The sequence below is a fragment of the Pseudomonas sp. G3-39 genome, assembly GCF_054790485.1.
Map to the genome: position 1 here is coordinate 4,764,468 of NZ_CP186497.1, position 20,346 is coordinate 4,784,813.

Genomic DNA, 20,346 nt, shown 5'->3' on the forward strand with positions numbered 1-20,346 from the left:
CGTGGGCTGGCTGATTCTGGCGCTGATGGGCGCGGTGACGTTTCTCTACGGTGTGAGCACGCATGCGGCATTGCTCTGCCTGCTGGTCAAACCGTTACCGGTGCTGGCGCTGCTCGGCTGGCTGCACGATGCGCCACCCAGCGACTATCGACGCTGGATCAGTCTGGGGCTGATTTTCTCTGTGCTCGGTGACGTGTTGCTGGCGTGGCCGGGGGATTTGTTTGTGTTTGGCCTGGGGGCGTTTCTGGTGGCGCATCTGGCGTATCTCAAGGCTTACCTCAGCGATTGCAAGCGTTTGGCGCTCTTGCCGCTGGTGCTCGCGCTCGGCGTCGGCGCGGTGCTGCTGGGGATTTTGATTTCCAGTGGCCTCGGGCCGTTGCTAGTGCCAGTGGTCGTCTATGGCACCGCGATCAGCGCCATGCTCTGGCGCGCCCTCGCCCGCCTCGGCACCGATGTGCCCAAGCGATCGGCGCTGCTGGCGGCGGCGGGTGCGCTGGCGTTCGTGTTCTCCGACAGTGTGATCGGCATTGATCGCTTCGTATCGCCATTCCACGCCGCGCCGTACGTGATCATCCTCAGTTACTGGCTGGGGCAGTGGGGGATTGCCGCTTCGGCGTTTTCCGTGAAACACCGCTAACTTTGTAGTGAGGGGATTTATCCCCGATGGGCTGCGCAGCGGCCCTGAAACCGGTCAATCAGGTATGTCAGACAGACCGCAGGCACAGATCTTGGGGCTGCTTCGCAGCCCATCGGGGATAAATCCCCTCGCCACGTCGGACAACCCAAGCATCCCGACGCCACTTTGGCTAAAATGCCGGCCTTTTCATCAACACCGCCGGAACCGCCGTGAGCAAAGAACCCGATCGCATTTTCGCCCAGCCGATGGCCCAGGTGCCTGACTTCGCCTTCAACGAGGACGTGGTGCGGGTGTTCCCGGACATGATCAAGCGCTCGGTGCCGGGTTACCCGACCATCGTCGAAAACCTCGGCGTACTCGCGGCGCAATTCGCTCAACCGAACAGCGTGCTTTACGACCTCGGCGCTTCGCTCGGCGCCGTGACTCAGGCCCTGCGCCGTCACGTGCGCACCGACGGTTGCCGGGTGATCGCGGTGGATAACTCGGCGGCGATGGTCGAACGCTGCCGTGAATACCTCAACGGTCAGGATTCGATGTTCCAGGAGCTGCTCCCGGTCGAGGTGATCGAAGGCGACATTCTCGCGCTCGAATTCAAACCGGCCTCGGTGGTGGCGCTGAACTTCACCCTGCAATTCATCGCCCCGGATCAGCGCACCGCGTTGCTCTCGCGTATCCGCCAGTCGCTACTGCCCGGCGGTGCGTTGATCTTGTCGGAAAAACTGCGTTTCAACGATGCGCAAGAGCACGCGCTGCTCACCGATCTGCACGTCGCGTTCAAACGCGCCAACGGCTACAGCGAACTGGAAATTGCCCAGAAGCGCAGCGCCATCGAAAACGTCATGAAGCCCGACAGCCTCGAAGAACACCGCGAACGCCTGCTGGCCGCCGGGTTCTCGAAAGTCGTGCCGTGGTTCCAGTGTCTTAACTTTGCCTCGTTGATTGCCTTGCCATGATTGATCTGTCCCCCCTCGCCCGCCGTCTGGCCGGCACCCCGCTGGCCGACTGGGCCAACACCCTGCAAGGGCAACTCGACAAGAAAATGGAGAAAGGTCACGGCGATCTGGAGCGCTGGCAGAGCGCGCTGGACGCATTGCCGAAACTCCAGCCGACTGAAGTCGATCTGCTCAACGGCCTGAAACTCGACACCGACTGCGACGACGAAACCCGCGCACAAATGCGCACCGCGCTGATGGGCCTTTCGCCGTGGCGCAAGGGGCCGTTCGACCTGTTCGGCGTGCATGTCGACACCGAATGGCGCTCGGACTGGAAGTGGTCGCGGGTGGCCCCGCATCTGGATCTCAAGGGCAAGCGCATCCTCGACGTCGGTTGCGGCAACGGTTACTACATGTGGCGCATGCTCGGCGCCGGTGCCGACAGCGTGATCGGCGTCGATCCGAACTGGCTGTTCTTCTGCCAGTTCCAGGCCGTGCAGCGTTATCTGTCCGAGCCGAATGCCTGGCACCTGCCGTTCCCGTTCGAAGACTTGCCGCCGAACCTTGAAGGCTTCGACACAGTGTTTTCGATGGGTGTGTTCTACCATCGACGTTCGCCGATCGAGCATTTGCTGGCGCTGAAGGATTGCCTGGTCAAGGGCGGCGAACTGGTGCTGGAAACGCTGGTGGTTGAAGGCGACAAGCATCAAGTGCTGGTGCCGGAAGATCGCTACGCGCAGATGCGCAACGTGTGGTTCCTGCCATCGGTACCGGCGCTGGAGTTGTGGCTGCGGCGGGCAGGTTTCACCGATATTCGTTGTGTCGACGTCAGTATGACGACGGTCGATGAACAACGAGGCACCGAATGGATGAAGTATCAGTCGCTGAGTGACTTCCTTGATCCGGAAGATCACAGCAAGACTATCGAAGGGCTGCCGGCGCCGATGCGCGCGGTGATTGTCGCGAAGAAATAACCCGATCTCCCCTACACGGGAGATCCCCCCTGTGGGAGCGGGCTTGCTCGCGAAAGCGGTGTGTCAGGCGATTAAAATGTTGCCTGATACACCGCTTTCGCGAGCAAGCCCGCTCCCACATTGGGGGGTTGTGTTTATTCAGATGGTTTTGCGCGACGGGCTCTGAAGAATTCGGTCAGCACTGCTCCACATTCTTCGGCCAGCACCCCACCTTCATACAACACCCGGTGATTCAAAAAGCCCTGGGTAAAGAATTGTCCCTGACTCTGCACGATCCCGGCCTTCGGTTCCAGCGCGCCATACACCACCCGCGCAATGCGTGAATGCACGATCAGCCCGGCGCACATGCTGCACGGTTCCAGCGTCACGTATAGCGTGCTGCCCGGCAGGCGATAGTTGTTGATGGCCTGAGCGGCAGCGCGGATCGCGACCATTTCCGCGTGGGCACTCGGGTCGCTGGTGGTGATCGGGCAATTGTAGCCACGCCCGATGATTTCGCCGTTCTGCACCAGCACCGCGCCCACCGGCACTTCGCCGAGGGCTGCGCCTTGGGCGGCGAGGTCCAGGGCTTCGCGCATGAAATCGCGGTCACGGCTGCGGTCGATGATCGCGGCGGGGCGAATCTGGCGCATCACTTCACCTCGATGGCGGCCATCAGGCCGGTTTCCATGTGGTCGATCACATGGCAATGGAACATCCACACCCCCGGGTTATCCGCCACCAGCGCCACTTGCGCACGCTCGTTCTTGCCCAGCAGATAAGTGTCGGTGAAGTACGGCGTGATCTTGTGCCGGTTCGACGCAATCACCTTGAAGCTCATGCCGTGCAGGTGGATCGGGTGCTGGTACTGGGTCATGTTCTTCAGTTCGAAGATGTAGCTCTGGCCCAGCTTCAGGCTGGCAATCGGCCGATCGGCGCAGGTCTTGTCCGTGATGTCCCAGGCCTTGCCGTTGATCTGCCACAGGCTCGGTGGCTTGCCGTTGTCGACATTCACCGACACCGAACCGACCCATTCGAAATTGAAGTTGAGTTTTTCGGCATTCGCCAGATCCGGCTCGGCCACCGGGTTGGCGGGCAAGGCTTTCGGCCACGTGGTCGGCGCATCGTTATTGGCCACCGAACGCAATGTGCCCAACCGCACCGGGCCATTGCGCAGCGACAACTCTTCACCAGCCGGCGGCGCCTTGATCGCCAGACAAATACGCATGCCCGGGCCGAGCCAGTATTCCTTGCCCAGCGGCCGCGGCTCGATCGGGTTGCCGTCCAGCGCATAGATCTGCGCTTCAACGCCGGGAATGTTGATGCGATACGTCAGGGTGTTGTCGAGGTTGAGCAAACGCACCCGGGTGATCTGCCCCGCCGGCAACTCGATCACCGGCGTTGGCACACCGTTGATGGTCGACAAGCGCCCCGCCGTACCGCCACGCGCCGCTTCACGGGGGATGCTGAACTCGACGAAATTGCCTTGCTCGTCGATGTGCCAGTTCTTCAGACTCAGGGTCTTTTCGTACTTGAAACCGGTCGGCTCGCGCTCTTCGACAATCAACGGCCCGACCAGCCCGCGCCCCAGCTCTTCGCTGCTGCTGACGTGCGGGTGATACCAGTAGCTGCCCGCGTCCGGCACGCGGAATTTGTAATCGAAGTATTCACCGGGCAGCACCGGCAATTGCGAGACGTACGGCACACCGTCCATCTCCAGCGGCAGACGGATGCCGTGCCAGTGAATGGTGGTCGCCACCGGCAGATGGTTGATGAAACGCACCCGCAACCACTCGCCCTGACGCACACGCAGTTCGGTGCCCGGCGCCGATGGGCCGAACGCCCAGGCCTCGGTCTTGTGCCCAGGCACCAGCTCAACATCCAGTGGCGCCGCGATCAGCTCGTAGTCGTGGCCCGCGTCAGCGTCGGCCATCTTGCCCAGCCAGTAACGCGACGCACCTCCCGCTCCGACACCAACGACAACAAGACCGGCCAGGCCACCGAGGATTTGGCGACGGGTAAAGGACATGAACTCAACTACCTCACGTATCTGCGTCGGGCACCGGGCCCGCAAAAGGCAAATACGATACACCTGCAATTGCGAAACAGTAAGGGCAGCGCGGCGGATGGACGCAGTTGCGCCTCGCGCGTACACGATTTCGATCGATCAAGTGACATAACTATGTAGTGCACATGCATCGAACAGCCGGGCCATCCTGTGCCACCCGTTTCTCAAGGAAAGAGAGCCCAAACACATGCCCAACCCGATGCCCAACGCCGCCGACAAGGCCGCGCTCAAGGCGATTGCCGCCACCGTCATCCAGACCTGCCCGAGCCTGCAGGACGCTGCTCGACAGGTCGCCAGCGACTTGTTGATCAAATACCAGATCCACGGTCTGGATCCGGATCAAGTGTATTTCCACCGCTTCGACGCCTCGCAAAGCAGTTCGAAAGCCTTCACCGGCTGGGAGCATGTGCACGCCACGCCCACTTCAAGCATGACCCTGACCCAGTTGGTGATTCACCGCTTCCGCGTCACCGATCAGGACAACGCCGACCTGCTCGACGTCTATGGCGGTTTCTATACTGCCGGTCCCGATGCCCGCACCTTCGATGAACGCAATGAAGTGCGCCTGCACGGCAACGATGTGCTCAAGGACTTCTGGAGCATCGACTTCAGCGCACTGTACGACGCTCAACTGAACGCTTTCTGGAATACCAGCGGCAGCGACTTTCGTACCCTGGCCAAGTGCAACTTCCTGATCAAAGCGCTGCAGGCGCGGGACAAACGTCAGCTGAGTGGCGAGGATTTCCAGTTCGTCACGCAAGCGGCGATCGGCCCGCTGACGTGGCCAGTCAGCCTGCCAATGCTGCAGACCAGCCACCCTTGCCCGGACAGTGTGCGCACGCTGGACATTGCCGGTTACGCCGCTACCAACGTCCTGCGTTTCGTCATGCCCCAGGGTCGGCAGATCCTCTACCTGCCCGGCAACAGCGATGCCTTCCATGTACTGGAAAGCGCCACCGACCTGCACTTCTGGATCCTGCAGCGGATGAACACACCTGCGGCGCGCGAGACATTCCTTGCGCATTTCTCGCTGGCCGACCGGCAGCAGATCAACGCCAATCTTGGTGACCTGATGAATCGCCTGGTGGCTACATGGGGCCGCTACGACCATTCGCTGATCAATCAGGACAACCGCGCGGTCAGTGGCGACGCCTTTACTTGGCTGAGTGACTCGACCCGCACGGCGATGTTTGCAGAAGCCAGCCTGTCCCTGACCTCCAACGGTGACCTGCGCAAGAAGCTGTGGATCGGCTACCTCAGCGCCGGGGTCAAGGTGTTCGGGCCAATGGCCGTGGTCGGCTGGCCAATCGCATTGCCAGTGATCGGCGCCAGCATTGCCAACATGGGGCTGAACATTGATCAGGCAGTCAATGGCAAAACCGCCGCCGAGCGCAAGGCCGGGATTGTCGGTGCGGTGCTCAGCGGCATCGACATGCTGTTCAACCTGCTGGTACTCAAAGGCCCGGGTTCGCTGACCGAGGTCGGCCCCGAAGTGGATGCCGCCGAGGCAGCGGAGATGGCCGACCTGACTGATAAAGTCGGGACGCCGATGGGTGGGCCTCAGCCGTCGATTGCCACGCCCCTGATTGAAGACACCCCGCGACCGGTCATTCCGCCGAGCTGGCAAGCCAATGAGTTGCTCGACGGCATTACGCCGGTGAGCGAGCCCGGAAAATTCCAGGGCATTTATCTACTCGATTCGAACCCCTCAACCGCCATCCTGATGGACGACACCGCTTATTACGTACGCTACGAAGCCGACATCAACGGCAGCGGACACTGGGCGGTCATCGATCCCGAGCACCCCCACGGCTTTACTCGCTCGATCCCGGTACGCCTGAACCCTGAGGGTGAATGGGAAGCCATGCCTCGCGCAGGACTCGCCGGCGGCGGCAAGTCTTCGGGTCTGGCCGGTTCAAGCAGCCGCAGCACCGTGGCCGCCCTGCCCGCCTCGCAATACGACGTACCTGCCCCACTCAAGGCGCACCTTGAAGAAGGCGCGGCCGGGCTGAATGACGAGGCCTTGCGCGATTTCTACGACAGCCTGAACGAGTTCGATGCCTACCGCGACTTCAAGGTCATCCGCAAACGCCTGTATCACGATGCACTGGATTTTTTCAGCACGCTGCGCCTGCCCGTTCGTCCTCCGGTGCCCGCCCTGGCGGCAGACGCGACCGCCGAAGAAATCATCGAGAAAATCCTCGAACATGCCCGGGGCCTGGTCATCGGCGAGAGCCACACGGCCATCGGCAGCAAGCAATGGCTGATCGAGAACATGCAATTGCTCGCCAGCAAACAGGTGAAGAGCCTGTACATGGAGCACCTGCTGACCGATTTCCATCAAGCCGCGCTTGATGAGTTCTTCCGCACCGGCAACATGCCGCAAAAACTCGAGACCTATCTCAAGGCACTCGACGTCGGCAACATGACCGATCCGCTGGAGCGCTACACGTTCCTGGAACTGGTCAAGGAAGCCAGAAAGCAGGGGATCCATGTACAAGCCATCGATTGCATGGCGAGTTACCGACTCAATGGCATGGACTTGCCTGCGGGCAACAACACCGCGCGGCAGAAAATGATGAATTACTTCGCGCGTCTGATGATTCGTGCCGATCAGTCCGCACGCGGCGCGCACAAATGGGTAGCGCTGATGGGCAACTCTCACTCCAACACTTTTGATGGGGTTGCCGGCGTCAGCGAACTGGAAGAGGCGATCGGCATTCGCGTCGAGGATGTCGCCGAAGGGACTTCACGGGGCATTGAAGTCGATCCCGGAAGAATCCTGCCCTTGGGCGGTACGGCGCACGATCGTTCCGCGCTGGTCAGAGGCGACTTGCGCCTGCAAATCGAAACACCCTGGACCGCGCACACCATGACCGAATTCGAAACCTTGTTACCTCGCCATGGCATGTACTCCCTGAAGCAACAACCCAATCTGACGTTCATCGTGCACCGCAGTCGTTCGCGAGAACTGGTGCGGACCGTCATCGAAACCGACGGCAAACGCTTCTACATTGAACGCCCCGGCTGGCCTTCGGTGAGCGGTAAACGCTACCCGAGCATGAAAGCGCTGCTGCAAGCTCTGGATGACATGGGCATGCAACTGGGTGGCTGGTCAAAACCGCTGTAACGCAAAAACAGAAAAGCCGTGTGAAACGGATTTCACACGGCTTTTCGGTTACAGCGATCAAGCCTTTACGGCTTGCTCGGCATTATTCCCACTCAATGGTCGCCGGCGGCTTGCTCGACACGTCGTAAGTGACGCGCGAAATGCCTTCGATTTCATTGATGATGCGGCCGGAGACGGTTTCCAGCAGTTCGTAAGGCAGGTGTGCCCAACGTGCGGTCATGAAGTCGATGGTTTCCACGGCACGCAGGGCCACGACCCAGGCGTAACGACGGCCGTCGCCGACCACGCCAACCGATTTCACTGGCTGGAACACCACGAAGGCCTGGCTGACTTTGTGGTACCAGTCGGCTTTGCGCAGTTCTTCGATGAAGATATGGTCGGCGCGACGCAGCAGGTCGGCGTATTCCTTCTTCACTTCACCGAGGATGCGCACGCCCAGACCCGGGCCCGGGAACGGGTGACGGTAGACCATGTCGTACGGCAGGCCCAGTTCCAGACCCAGACGACGGACTTCGTCCTTGAACAGTTCGCGCAGTGGCTCGACCAGTTTCAGGTTCATCTCTTCCGGCAGGCCGCCCACGTTGTGGTGCGACTTGATCACGTGCGCCTTGCCGCTTTTCGCGCCAGCCGACTCGATCACGTCCGGGTAGATGGTGCCCTGTGCCAGGTACTTGATGTTGTCCAGCTTGCAGGATTCGGCATCGAACACGTCGATGAAGGTACGGCCGATGATCTTGCGCTTCTTCTCTGGATCGGCTTCGCCGGCCAGGTTGTTCAGGAACTGGTCTTCCGCGTTGGCGCGGATCACCTTGACGCCCATGTTCTCGGCGAACATGGCCATCACTTGCTCGCCTTCGTGCAGACGCAGCAGGCCGTTGTCGACGAAGACGCAGGTCAGTTGATCGCCGATGGCTTTGTGCAGCAGCGCCGCAACCACCGAGGAGTCAACGCCGCCGGACAGACCCAGCAGCACGTTGTCGGTGCCGACCTGTGCGCGGATGTTGGCGATGGCGTCTTCAGCGATCTTCGACGGAGTCCACAGGGCTTCACAGCCGCAGATGTCGAGCACGAAGCGCGAGAGGATGCGACCGCCCTGCTTGGTGTGGGTCACTTCCGGGTGGAACTGCACGCCGTAGTAAGCGCGCTCGTCGTTGAACATGCCGGCGATCGGGCAGCTTGGGGTGCTGGCGAGGATGTGGAAGTCTTCCGGCATCTTGGTGACCTTGTCACCGTGGCTCATCCACACGTCGAGACCGAACAGGCCGTCGGCGTCGATGTGGTCCTCGATGCCGTCGAGCAGGCGGCTCTTGCCGACTACGTCAACGCGAGCGTAACCGAACTCACGCAGCTCGGAACCTTCAACCTTGCCGCCCAGTTGCTCGGCCATGGTCTGCATGCCGTAGCAGATACCGAAGACCGGCACGCCCAGATCGAAGACTGCCTGTGGGCAGCGCGGGCTGTTGGCTTCGTGCACGGACTCGGGGCCGCCGGCGAGGATGACGCCTTTAGGTGCGAATTCGCGGATCGCCTCTTCGTCCATGTCGAACGGGTGCAGCTCGCAATACACACCGATCTCGCGCACGCGGCGGGCAATCAGTTGGGTGTATTGCGAACCGAAGTCGAGGATCAGGATGCGGTGAGCGTGAATGTCGAGGGCCATGATTCAGTCTCGTCTAAGTAATTCAGAAACAGTCTTGATTCAGAAACAACTCGGGGCTGAATAAAACAGCCCCGGTTGCTTAACGATTTGCTTGAAGCATCAACCTACGCGGTAGTTTGGCGCTTCTTTGGTGATCTGCACGTCGTGAACGTGGGATTCGGCCATACCGGCACCGGTGATCCGCACGAACTCAGGCTTGGTGCGCATTTCTTCGATGTTGGCGCTGCCGGTGTAACCCATCGAGGAACGCAGACCGCCCATCAACTGGTGGATGATCGCCGTCAGGGTGCCTTTGTACGGCACACGGCCTTCAATCCCTTCCGGAACCAGTTTCTCGGCGCCTGCCGAGGAGTCCTGGAAGTAACGGTCGGAAGAACCTTGCGCCTGGGACATGGCGCCCAGCGAACCCATGCCGCGATAAGCCTTGTACGAACGGCCCTGGAACAGTTCGATCTCGCCCGGGGCTTCTTCAGTACCGGCGAACATCGAACCCATCATCACGCAGGATGCCCCAGCGACGATGGCCTTGGACAGGTCACCGGAGAACCGGATGCCGCCGTCGGCGATCAACGGCACGCCAGTGCCTTCAAGGGCAGCGGCGACGTTGGCGATGGCACTGATTTGCGGCACGCCGACACCGGCGACGATACGGGTGGTGCAGATCGAGCCAGGGCCGATACCGACCTTGACCGCATCGGCACCCGCTTCGGCCAGGGCCTTGGCGGCTGCGCCGGTGGCGATGTTGCCGCCGATCACCTGCACTTCAGGGAAATTCTCTTTGACCCAGCGAACGCGGTCGATCACGCCCTTGGAGTGACCGTGTGCGGTGTCGACCACCACCACGTCCACACCAGCGTTGACCAGCGCGGCAACGCGGTCACCGGTGTCTTTACCGGTACCGACGGCAGCGCCAACGCGCAGACGACCTTGATCGTCCTTGCTGGCCAGCGGGTAGGCTTTGGCTTTTTCGATGTCTTTGACGGTCATCATGCCTTTGAGGGCAAACTTGTCGTCGACGATCAGGACTTTTTCCAGGCGGTGCTTGTGCAGCAACTCGCGGACTTCGTTCTTGTCGGCGCCTTCACGCACGGTGACCAGACGCTCTTTAGGCGTCATCACTTCACGTACGGTGGCTTCCAGACGGGTTTCGAAGCGGACGTCACGGGAGGTGACGATGCCGACCAGGTCGCCATCGTGCAGCACCGGAACGCCGGAAATGTTGTGCATGCGGGTCAGTTCGAACAGGTCACGCACCGTGGCATCAGCCTCGATGGTGATCGGATCCTTGACAACGCCGGCTTCGAACTTCTTGACCTTACGCACTTCGGCAGCTTGCTGCTCGATGGTCATGTTCTTGTGGATGATACCGATACCACCTTCCTGAGCCATGGCGATTGCCAGACGGGCTTCAGTGACGGTGTCCATGGCGGCAGAAACCAGAGGAATATTCAGCTCGATGCCACGGGTAAGGCGGGTCTTGAGACTGACTTCGTTAGGAAGCACCTCGGAATAACCAGGCACTAGGAGAATGTCGTCGAATGTCAGAGCTTCTTGGCTGATACGCAGCATCGCGGGGGCTCCCGAGCGGGAAAATGGAAGCGCGCCATTATAGTCAGACACCCCCTGCTGTTCAATGTAAAACTCAGCTTAATATCAATGTTGCTGATATACGGAGACCCCCGCCGCTACAGCTCCACCTTGACCCAAGAGACAGGTTGATCGAGCCAATCGGCGAACTCATCGATAAAGCTCTGCTTGAACCCGGCTTCCAGCCAGTTGTTGAAGATGAAGCCGAGGTTGGAAAACGCACATTCCTGCAAGAACAGAAAGCCGTTGATGTCGTCTTCATGCCCGCATTCCGGGCAGGTGAAGTTGTCGGTGCGGCCTGGAAACCAGTCTTCCAGGCTTTCGAACAGCGCTTCGCCAACTTCGCGGCGGCACTCGGCGCACCCGGCTTCTTCGAGAAAGCCCTTGGCCGGCGTGTAGATGCAGCGCTTGACGATGATCTCCAGTCCATTGACCGGCTCACCGAAGGGCAGCGCCTCGGGGTGCAGCACCACCGCACGCGCGCCGTCGGCAATCGCATGGGCCATGCGATTGCCGGTGCGGCCGCAAGTGGTCAGCTGTTCTTCGATGATGTTCTTGCGCACCAGCCAGCGCACGATCGCCCGCGCCCGGGGTTCGTGGACCGGCAGGGTGGAGATTTTCGGGACGATGATGCTTTGCGAATTCATGGAAAGTCCTGCGGTATGGCTTCTGACGCCTTCGCGAGCAAACCCGCTCCCACAGGGATATGCATTCCAATGTGGGAGCGGGCTTGCCCGCGAAGGGGCCCTAAAGGCCGGCAGCTTAATCCCTGACGAAATCCGGTCAAGTGCTCACGCCATACTAATAATGTAGCGCCCGATCAACGCAATCCCGCTCGCCAGCACCAGCCAGGTCACCAATCGGACAAACGCCTCGCGCGACAAGCGCATCGTCAACCGCCGCCCGATCCACAGGCCCAGCGCCATGGCCGGCAACAGACACAGCGCCAGCATCAACAAGGGTAGCTCGGCATACACCCCGGCGATGGCGAACAGACTCAAACGTACCACCGTGCTGCAACTGATCAGCGCACTTTGCGTGGCCCGCGCCGCGTCCTTGGGCAGGCGGCTGTTGAGATAGATCGCATATAGAAAGCCGCCACTGCCAAACAGCGCGCCAAACAGGCCGCCTACCGTGCCCATCGGCAGCGCCCATGCGGCAGACAACTGCGTCGGCCGGGTTTTCACCCACAGGCTGTAAACCGCATAAGTGCTGATGAACAGCCCCATCAACAGCAGCAACAGGTCGGATTTGAGGTTGAGCAGGAAAATCACCCCCAACGTGCACCCCACCGCCATGCATGGCAGCAGCCGCAACAACTCGGGCTTGGCCACATCCCGGCGCGAGGGCAGCAGGTTGCCGAACGCCGCGACGAAATCCAGCAGCACCAGCAGCGGCACGATTTTCGACAACGGCATGAACAGAATCAGAATCGGCCCCGCGACCAGTGCGGTACCGAACCCGGCAATCCCGAACACGATATAGGCCAACGCGATTCCCAGGCCGATCACCACCCAGCCGCCCGCGCCCCACGTCCACTCGCTCAACAACCCCGCCACGCTCATCGGTTCGCTTCCTTTATAAGCCTGTGATGACTTTAGCCAGCACCAAGCCTTGCGACTAATATGTTCAAAGCCACTCACCCATCTCGAAAGGGCATACCTGATGCTTTCAACCCGTCAACTGCGCTACTTCGTGGAAATCGCCGAATGCGGCAGTTTCAGCGCCGCGGCTGAACGCCTGTTCATCGCGCAGTCGGCGCTGAGCCGGCAGATCAAGGACATGGAAGCGCGCCTGCAAACCTCGCTGTTCGAACGCACCGCACGCCAGCCCCGGCTCACGGCGGCAGGTGAGGCGTTTTTGCCGCGGGCCAGAAACCTGCTCAACGAGCTAAGCAAGGCCAGCGCGATGGCGACCGAAGTTGGTAACGGACAACTGGGCACGCTGCGTCTGAGTCATTCCAGCACCGTGTCGATCAACGGGCATTTATTACGTCGGATCAGCACTTATCTGAATCAGCAGCAGGGCGTGTCGCTGGACATCGGCAAGTTGTCCTCCGAGGCGCAGCTTGAGGAACTCGCGGAAGGACGCCTGGACATTGGTCTGTTGCGCCTGCCGGTGTTGCGTCAGCGTGAAGGTATTCAGGTGGTGCCATTGTTCACCGAACGCTTGCTTCTGGCGGTGCCGAACGATCATCGCCTGGCCGATTCAGCCGCTGTCGAATTGGCGCAACTGAAGGACGAGCCGTTTATCTCGATCCCGCATCCGCAGCGTGGCGGGCTCAGCTATTTGTGTGCCGACCTGTGTATGCGTCAGGGCTTTTTTCCCAAAGCGGCGCGGGTGATGTCGCGTAAGACTACGCAGTTGCAGTTGATCCAGGCTGGATTCGGCATCGCCCTGCTGCCCGAATCAATGCAGGACATCGCCCCCGGCGGTGTACGATTTCTGCCGCTGAGCGATCCCGATTGCCAAAGCACCGTGGCCCTCGCCTATCGCCAGACCCCCACGCCACTGGTTCAACACTTCATCAATATGTTCACAAAACCCTGTGGGAGCGGGCTTGCTCGCGAAAGCGACGTGTCAGTCGAAACTTGATTTGCCTGCCACACCGCTTTCGCGAGCAAGCCCGCTCCCACAATTGGTTTTGTGTTGGGTCATGGTGATCGACAGGCAAATGCCCTTAAACTGCGCCCCATGATTAAAGATCCCTTTGCAAGACTTGGCCTGGACCGTGAAGTCCTGACCGTCAGCCAGCTCAACGGCCGCGCGCGGGTGTTGCTCGAAGACGTGTTCAGCAACATCTGGGTCGAAGGCGAAATCTCCAACCTCGCCCGCCCGGCGTCCGGCCATGTGTATTTCACCCTCAAGGACAGCGGTGCGCAGGTGCGTTGCGCGCTGTTTCGCAATAACGCGGCGCGGGTGCGTCAGGCGCTGAAGGACGGTCTGGCCGTGAAGGTGCGCGGCAAGGTCTCGCTGTTCGAAGGCCGTGGCGACTATCAGCTGATTCTCGACACCGTGGAGCCGGCCGGTGACGGCGCGCTACGCCTGGCCTTCGATGCACTGAAGGAAAAGCTCAGCGCCGAAGGTCTGTTCAGTGCCGAACGCAAAGTGCCGTTGCCGGCGCATCCGCAACGCATCGGCATCATCAGTTCGCCGACCGGTGCGGTGATTCGCGACATCATCAGCGTGTTCCGCCGCCGGGCGCCGCAGGTGCAACTGACGCTGATTCCGACTGCCGTGCAGGGCCGTGAAGCCACCGCGCAAATCGTCCGCGCCCTGAAACTGGCCGACGCCCGTGGTTTCGACGCGCTGATCCTCGCCCGGGGCGGTGGTTCGCTGGAAGACCTCTGGTGCTTCAACGAAGAAGCCGTGGCCCGGGCGGTCGATGCCTGCGTGACGCCGATTGTCAGCGCCGTCGGGCATGAAACCGACGTGTCGATCAGTGACTTCGTGGCTGACGTGCGCGCCCCAACACCCTCCGCTGCCGCCGAGCTGTTGGCCCCGGATTCGAGTCACCTGATCCGTCAGGTCGAAAGCCTGCACCGGCGTCTGGTGATGCGCATGCGCGACCGGCTGATGCGCGATCGTCTGCGCCTGGAAGGCATGGCCCGCCGCCTGCGTCATCCCGGCGAACGCCTGCGCCAGCAAGCGCAACGCCTGGATGACTTGGACATGCGCATGCGCCGGGCGTTCGAACGCCAACTGAATACCCGCCGCGAGCGTTTGATCCGTCTGGAAACCCGCCTCGCCGGGCAACACCCGGGACGCCAATTGGCGATGCTCCGTCAGCGCCTCGACAGCCTCGCCGAACGCCTGCCGCGAGCCATGCGCGAAGGTCTGAAAAGCCGTCGCCTGCAATTGCACAGTCAGATGCAGACGCTGCATGTGGTCAGTCCGCTGGCGACCCTCGGCAGGGGTTACAGCATTCTGCTCGATGAGCGCGGGCACGCCATTCGCAACGCCGCGCAGACCCACACCGGCCAACGCCTGAAAGCCAAGCTGGGCGAAGGCGAACTGCAAGTGCGCGTCGAGGACAACCACCTGACGCCTGTCACCCTTTCTTTACTGGACTGATCCATGCCGCGTTTTTTTGCTCCGTTATTGTTGCTGTGCCTGACCTCCTTCAACGCCCACGCCGACAGCTACATCACCCGTTTGCTGAACAAACCGGTGCCGGGCGGCGTCGCGGTGGTCGATCTGGGCAGCGCCGCGCAGGCACCAAAAGCCACCTATCAGGGCAAACCGGTGCTGGTGGTGAAAGAACAGAACAACTGGCTGGCGATTGTCGGTGTGCCGCTGACGGTCAAACCCGGCAGTCAGCAGATCAGCAGCGGCGGACGTAATCTGCCGTTCACGGTTGGCACCAAGAAATACCCGGAACAGCACATCACCCTGAAGAACACTCAACAGGTCAATCCGAACCCGGCCAACCTCAAGCGCATCGAGGGTGAACTGGCCGAGCAGATCAAGGCCTACCGCAGCTTCAGTCCGAATACCCCGAGCAACCTGCTGCTGGACAAACCGGTCAACGGGCCGCTGTCGAGCAAGTTCGGTGTGCGCCGTTTCTTCAATGGCGAAGAGCGCAACCCCCATGCCGGCCTCGACTTTGCGGTGCCGGCCGGCACGCCGATCAAAACCCCGGCAGCGGGCAAAGTGATTCTGACCGGCAACTATTTCTTCAATGGCAACACGGTGTTTGTCGATCACGGCCAGGGCTTTATCAGCATGTTCTGCCACATGTCGAAAATCGACGTGAAGGTCGGCGATCAACTGGCCCGTGGCGCGGTGGTTGGCAAGGTCGGCTCGACCGGCCGGGCGACCGGGCCGCACATGCACTGGAACATCAGCCTGAATGATGCGCGGGTGGATCCGGCGATTTTCATTGGTGCGTTCCAACCGTAATTCCTGATTGAGGCTACCGGCCCCTTCGGGAGCAAGCCCCCTCCCACAAAGGATCTTTGAGCGACACACATCCAATGTGGGAGCGAGCCTGCTCGCGAAGACGACCCATCCCACACTGCAAACACCGCTGACACCCCACCAGTTTCAATTGCGCCCCAATCCAACCCCGCGCAAACATCAATAAGATCATCCGCCTGAAGCACAATAAAATCGCGCAAATCCGCGCTTTTCGAGTATTCCTCTCAATTTTTTTCGACTGCTTGCCATCCTCTCCCCTCGCGGTTAGGGTTGAAGGCATGAAAACCTCTCACACCCTTATTCAGCTTCGCCAGCACCGCAGTCTGTGCCTCGTCAGCGCACGACTGCCGGGCTGAATCGCTGCGCCTCGTCCCAAGCGTTTTCCCGAACATTCGTTCCACCGGCAGGCCGCCTCTTTTCGGCCCAGACAATAAGGAATTTCCCGATGAGCATGCTCAAAGACCCGTCTTCGAAATACCGCGCGTTCCCCGTCATCAATCTGCCGGATCGCACCTGGCCGTCGAAAACCATCGACGCCGCGCCGATCTGGTGCAGCTCCGACCTGCGTGACGGCAACCAGTCGCTGATCGAGCCGATGGACGCGGTGAAGAAGCTGCGCTTCTGGAAAACCCTCGTTCAGGTGGGTGTGAAGGAAATCGAAGCCTCGTTCCCGGCCGCTTCGCAAACCGACTTCGACTTCGTGCGTACCCTGATCGAAGAAGGCCACATCCCGGACGACACCACCATTCAGGTGCTGACCCAGGGCCGTGAGGACTTGATCGAGCGCACCTTCGAATCCCTGCGCGGGGCGAAGAAAGCCATCGTCCACCTGTACAACGCCACCTCGCCGTCTTTCCGTCGCATCGTCTTCAACCAGGACAAGGACGGCATCAAGGCCATCGCGGTCAACGCCGCCAAGCTGTTCGTCAAGTACGCGGCGATGCAGCCGGACACCGAGTGGACTTTCGAATACTCGCCGGAAACCTTCAGCGCCACCGAGCTGGAGTTTGCCAAGGAAGTCTGTGACGCGGTGATCGAGGTCTGGAATCCGACGCCTGAGCACAAGATGATCCTCAACCTGCCGGCCACCGTCGAATGCGCAACGCCGAACGTCTACGCCGACCAGATCGAATGGTTCGGCCGCAACATCAACCGTCGTGACAGCGTGATCATCAGCCTGCACACCCACAACGACCGTGGCACCGGCGTCGCCGCTACCGAGCTGGGCCTGATGGCCGGCGCGGATCGCGTCGAAGGCTGCCTGTTCGGCAACGGCGAGCGTACCGGTAACGTTGACCTCGTCACTGTGGCACTGAACATGTACACCCAGGGCGTCGACCCTGAGCTGGACTTCTCCGACATCGACGGCGTGCGCAAAGTCGTAGAAGAGTGCAACCAGATTCAGGTGCACCCGCGTCACCCGTACGTCGGCGACCTGGTCCACACCGCATTCTCCGGCTCGCACCAGGACGCGATCCGCAAGGGCTTCGCCCAGCAGAAACCGGACACCCTGTGGGAAGTCCCGTACTTGCCGATCGACCCGGCCGACATCGGCCGCAGCTACGAGGCGGTGATTCGTGTGAACAGCCAGTCGGGCAAGGGCGGTATCGCCTACTTGCTGGAGCAGGAATACGGCATCAGCCTGCCGCGTCGCATGCAGATCGAGTTCAGCCAGGTGGTGCAGCGTGAAACCGATCGCCTCGGCCTGGAAATGACCGCCAAGCAGATCCACTCGCTGTTGATCAGCGAATACCTGCAAGCCAACACCCCGTACGCGCTGGTCAGCCATCGCCTGCAGGAAGAAAACGGCAACAGTGCCGTCGAAGTGGAAGTGGCGAGCAAGGGTCAGGGCGAAACCAACCTGCACTGGCGCGGCAAGGGCAACGGTGCGCTGGAAGCACTGGTGGCCGGTCTGCCAATTCCAGTGGAAATCATGGACTACAACGAACACGCGATCGGCGCGGGCACCAACGCCAAGGCAGCGGCTTACATCGAGCTGCGCGTGAATGGCGAGCGTGCGGTGCACGGCGTGGGTATCGATGAAAACATCACCACCGCCAGCTTCAAGGCGCTGTTCAGTGCGCTGAACCGCTCGTTGAGCCAGCCTGAGGCGAAAGCGGCTTAAGCCTTCGCTGACATGCAAAAGGCCCCGAAATGTAAGTTCCGGGGCCTTTTTTTTGCCTGATGCTTTTTTACTGACTTTTATGGCCCCTTCGCGAGCAGGCTCGCTCCCACATTTGGAATGCATTTCCCTGTGGGAGCGAGCCTGCTCGCGAAGGCGTCCTGACAGGCGCTGCGAGTATCAGGTGAACTCGAAGGTATCCGCATCCAGATTCGCCGGAAAGCGCTCGCGATACGCCGCCAGTGGCGCGGCTTCCAGCACGACCTTGAACACCCCGTCCGCCTCCCCCGCCGCCAGCAACGTCTCGCCCTGGAAATCCAGCACCTGACTGTCGCCGGTATAGGCAAAGCCCTTGCCGTCGGTGCCGATCCGGTTCACTGCCGCCACGTAGCACAGGTTTTCAATCGCCCGCGCCGGCAACAAGCGGTTCCAGTGCAGACGCCGCGCACCCGGCCAGTTGGCGGTGTACAGCAGCAGATCGGTGTCCTGCGCGTCGCGACTCCACACCGGGAAGCGCAAGTCGTAGCAAATCAGCGGCCGGATGCGCCAGCCCTTGAGTTCGAACTGCACCTGGCGCTCGCCGGGGGTGTAGTGGTTGTGCTCACCGGCCATGCGGAACAGGTGGCGCTTGTCGTAATGCCAGACTTCGCCGTCCGGGCGTGCCCACAGCAGGCGATTGCGATGGCTGCCGTCCGCCGCCTGAATGATCACGCTGCCGGTGATCACCGCATTCAGTTTCGCGGCCTGCGCCTTCATCCACTTGCTGGTCGGGCCATGCTCGGCTTCGGCGAGGGTTTCCGACTCCATGGAGAAGCCAGTGGTGAACATCTCCGGCAGGATGATCAGGTCCGCGCCCCGGGCCTGCTCCAGCAGCACCTCGAAGTGCTCGAGGTTGGCCTGACGGTCATGCCAGGCCAGGCTGGTCTGGATCAGCGCCAGATGGAGATCGGGCAATGCACTCAGATCACGCATAGTTTTGCCGCTGCTTCGCGCAGCGTCTCCTCGCGTTTGGCAAAGCACAGGCGCACCAGGCGCTGGCCTTCGGGTGGATTCTGATAGAACACCGACACCGGAATGCTCGCCACGCCGTGTTCGCGAGTCATCCAGATCGCCATGTCGACGTCGTTCAAGTCAGGACGGATCTGCGAGTAGTCGACCAACTGGAAATACGTGCCGGTGACGCGGGTAAAGGTGAAGCGTGACGGCGCCAGCAAATCGCAGAACAGGTCGCGCTTGGCCTGATAGAAACCCGGAAGCTCTTCGACGTGTTCCGGGTGCTCGGCCATGTAATCGGCCAGGGCATATTGCAGCGGCGTGACACCGCAGAAACTGACGTACTGGTGCACTTTGCGCAGCTCGGCGGTCAGCGCCGGGGGCGCAACCACGTAACCGGTTTTCCAGCCGGTGACGTGGTAGGTCTTGCCGAACGAGCTGACCACGAAGGCGCGCTGATACAGCTCTTCGTGAGCCAACACACTGACATGCGGCACGCCGTCGAACACCAAGTGTTCGTACACCTCGTCGCTGATCAGATAGATGTCGCGACCACGGATCAACTCCGCCAGTTGATCCAGTTCGGCACGGCTGATCAGTGCACCGCTCGGGTTGTGCGGTGTGTTGATGACGATCATTTTCGTGCGCGGGCTGAGGGCCGCGGCGAGCTTGTCGAAATCGATGGAGAAATCGTGCGGGTTCAGTTGCACATGCACGCAGCGGCCGCCCGCCAACTGCGTCGCCGGTTCATAGCTGTCGTAGCACGGGTCGAACACGATGACTTCGTCACCGCTGTGGATAACCGCCTGAATCGCACAGAAGATCGCCTGGGTCGCGCCCGGCGTTACGGTCACTTCGCTGTCGGCATCGACTTTCACGCCATAGCTGCGCGCGATTTTCGCCGCGATTTGCTCGCGCAGCGCCGGCAGGCCGGTCATCGGTGAATACTGGTTATGGCCGCTGGCGATATGCCGACCGACCGCGTCACGCAGGGACTGCGGGCCGTCGAAATCAGGAAAACCCTGGGACAGGTTGATCGCTCCGGTCTGCGCCGCGAGCTGAGACATCTGCGTGAAAATAGTGATGCCGACATTCGGCAGCTTACTGGTGATCATCGAGGGGTTCCCTGCTCTACACCCGGCTCTGACGGCGGCGCGGGAGAGCCCGAGAATAGCCCATCCGGCGCCCATAAAAAAAGGGCGCCCAACTGAGCACCCTTCTTTCATTTATAGCGCAGCAACCTTGTGGCGAGGGGATTCATCCCCGATCGGCTGCGAAGCAGTCGCAAACCCTATGACAGGTATTTGGGGTCGCTTCGCAACCCGTCGGGGATAAATCCCCTCA

The 20,346-nt window shown here is 61.0% G+C and carries 16 protein-coding genes; 8 read left to right on the forward strand and 8 right to left on the reverse strand.

Annotated elements, in window-relative coordinates:
* Window position 1: 1 nt before the first annotated feature.
* The 3 genes from ACOYXG_RS21370 to cmoB all read left to right on the forward strand — a co-directional run bounded on the left by ACOYXG_RS21370 (window position 2) and on the right by cmoB (window position 2,543).
* The gene (locus tag ACOYXG_RS21370; protein ID WP_177408920.1) at window positions 2–637 is read left to right on the forward strand and encodes a lysoplasmalogenase; all 636 of its coding nucleotides are present in this window, start codon (window positions 2–4) and stop codon (window positions 635–637) included.
* A 245-nt stretch (window positions 638–882) separates the two neighbouring features.
* The gene (gene cmoA / locus ACOYXG_RS21375; RefSeq protein WP_256662091.1) at window positions 883–1,590 is read left to right on the forward strand and encodes a carboxy-S-adenosyl-L-methionine synthase CmoA; all 708 of its coding nucleotides are present in this window, start codon (window positions 883–885) and stop codon (window positions 1,588–1,590) included.
* On the forward strand, window positions 1,587–2,543 hold the full coding sequence (gene cmoB / locus ACOYXG_RS21380; protein ID WP_460353860.1) for a tRNA 5-methoxyuridine(34)/uridine 5-oxyacetic acid(34) synthase CmoB: 957 nt from the start codon (window positions 1,587–1,589) through the stop codon (window positions 2,541–2,543). The genes cmoA and cmoB overlap by 4 nt, the downstream gene beginning before the upstream one ends.
* A gap of 134 nt (window positions 2,544–2,677) precedes the next feature.
* Here cmoB and tadA read toward each other — a convergent pair whose 3' ends face one another.
* Window positions 2,678–3,175, reverse strand: coding sequence for a tRNA adenosine(34) deaminase TadA (gene tadA / locus ACOYXG_RS21385; protein ID WP_027612119.1), 498 nt, complete (start codon window positions 3,173–3,175; stop codon window positions 2,678–2,680).
* Window positions 3,175–4,551 (reverse strand): multicopper oxidase family protein, encoded by a 1,377-nt coding sequence (locus ACOYXG_RS21390; protein WP_460353863.1) that lies wholly within the window; start codon window positions 4,549–4,551, stop codon window positions 3,175–3,177. Before ACOYXG_RS21390 ends, tadA begins: the two co-directional genes overlap by 1 nt.
* A gap of 226 nt (window positions 4,552–4,777) precedes the next feature.
* Between ACOYXG_RS21390 and ACOYXG_RS21395 the strand changes: the two genes are divergently transcribed.
* Window positions 4,778–7,720 carry a membrane-targeted effector domain-containing toxin gene (locus ACOYXG_RS21395; protein WP_460353866.1) on the forward strand — a complete coding sequence of 981 codons (2,943 nt, stop codon included), beginning with the start codon at window positions 4,778–4,780 and terminating at the stop codon, window positions 7,718–7,720.
* Window positions 7,721–7,802: 82 nt separating this feature from the next.
* On the opposite strand, the gene guaA is transcribed toward ACOYXG_RS21395, so the two are convergent.
* From guaA to ACOYXG_RS21415, 4 genes are all read right to left on the reverse strand, one after another.
* Window positions 7,803–9,380, reverse strand: a complete 1,578-nt coding sequence (guaA, locus tag ACOYXG_RS21400; RefSeq protein WP_027612122.1) for a glutamine-hydrolyzing GMP synthase — start codon at window positions 9,378–9,380, stop codon at window positions 7,803–7,805.
* 99 nt (window positions 9,381–9,479) lie between these two features.
* The gene (guaB, locus tag ACOYXG_RS21405) at window positions 9,480–10,949 is read right to left on the reverse strand and encodes an IMP dehydrogenase (protein WP_027612123.1); all 1,470 of its coding nucleotides are present in this window, start codon (window positions 10,947–10,949) and stop codon (window positions 9,480–9,482) included.
* Between the two features lie 116 nt (window positions 10,950–11,065).
* Window positions 11,066–11,614 (reverse strand): sugar ABC transporter ATPase, encoded by a 549-nt coding sequence (locus ACOYXG_RS21410; RefSeq protein ID WP_096795528.1) that lies wholly within the window; start codon window positions 11,612–11,614, stop codon window positions 11,066–11,068.
* A gap of 144 nt (window positions 11,615–11,758) precedes the next feature.
* Window positions 11,759–12,532: a sulfite exporter TauE/SafE family protein gene (locus tag ACOYXG_RS21415; RefSeq protein WP_096795527.1), complete on the reverse strand. Its 774-nt coding sequence runs from the start codon at window positions 12,530–12,532 to the stop codon at window positions 11,759–11,761.
* 100 nt (window positions 12,533–12,632) lie between these two features.
* Between ACOYXG_RS21415 and ACOYXG_RS21420 the strand changes: the two genes are divergently transcribed.
* The 4 genes from ACOYXG_RS21420 to leuA all read left to right on the forward strand — a co-directional run bounded on the left by ACOYXG_RS21420 (window position 12,633) and on the right by leuA (window position 18,012).
* Window positions 12,633–13,562 carry a LysR family transcriptional regulator gene (locus ACOYXG_RS21420; RefSeq protein ID WP_460353870.1) on the forward strand — a complete coding sequence of 310 codons (930 nt, stop codon included), beginning with the start codon at window positions 12,633–12,635 and terminating at the stop codon, window positions 13,560–13,562.
* A gap of 99 nt (window positions 13,563–13,661) precedes the next feature.
* On the forward strand, window positions 13,662–15,041 hold the full coding sequence (gene xseA, locus ACOYXG_RS21425) for an exodeoxyribonuclease VII large subunit (RefSeq protein WP_027612127.1): 1,380 nt from the start codon (window positions 13,662–13,664) through the stop codon (window positions 15,039–15,041).
* 3 nt (window positions 15,042–15,044) lie between these two features.
* Window positions 15,045–15,869 carry a peptidoglycan DD-metalloendopeptidase family protein gene (locus tag ACOYXG_RS21430; protein WP_096795524.1) on the forward strand — a complete coding sequence of 275 codons (825 nt, stop codon included), beginning with the start codon at window positions 15,045–15,047 and terminating at the stop codon, window positions 15,867–15,869.
* Between the two features lie 463 nt (window positions 15,870–16,332).
* Window positions 16,333–18,012: a 2-isopropylmalate synthase gene (gene leuA, locus ACOYXG_RS21435; protein ID WP_027612129.1), complete on the forward strand. Its 1,680-nt coding sequence runs from the start codon at window positions 16,333–16,335 to the stop codon at window positions 18,010–18,012.
* A gap of 177 nt (window positions 18,013–18,189) precedes the next feature.
* On the opposite strand, the gene ACOYXG_RS21440 is transcribed toward leuA, so the two are convergent.
* Both ACOYXG_RS21440 and ACOYXG_RS21445 read right to left on the reverse strand, forming a co-directional pair.
* The gene (locus tag ACOYXG_RS21440; RefSeq protein WP_247842101.1) at window positions 18,190–18,981 is read right to left on the reverse strand and encodes an amidohydrolase; all 792 of its coding nucleotides are present in this window, start codon (window positions 18,979–18,981) and stop codon (window positions 18,190–18,192) included.
* Window positions 18,969–20,117, reverse strand: a complete 1,149-nt coding sequence (locus ACOYXG_RS21445; RefSeq protein WP_027612131.1) for a pyridoxal phosphate-dependent aminotransferase — start codon at window positions 20,115–20,117, stop codon at window positions 18,969–18,971. The genes ACOYXG_RS21440 and ACOYXG_RS21445 overlap by 13 nt, the downstream gene beginning before the upstream one ends.
* Between the last annotated feature and the right edge of the window lie 229 nt (window positions 20,118–20,346).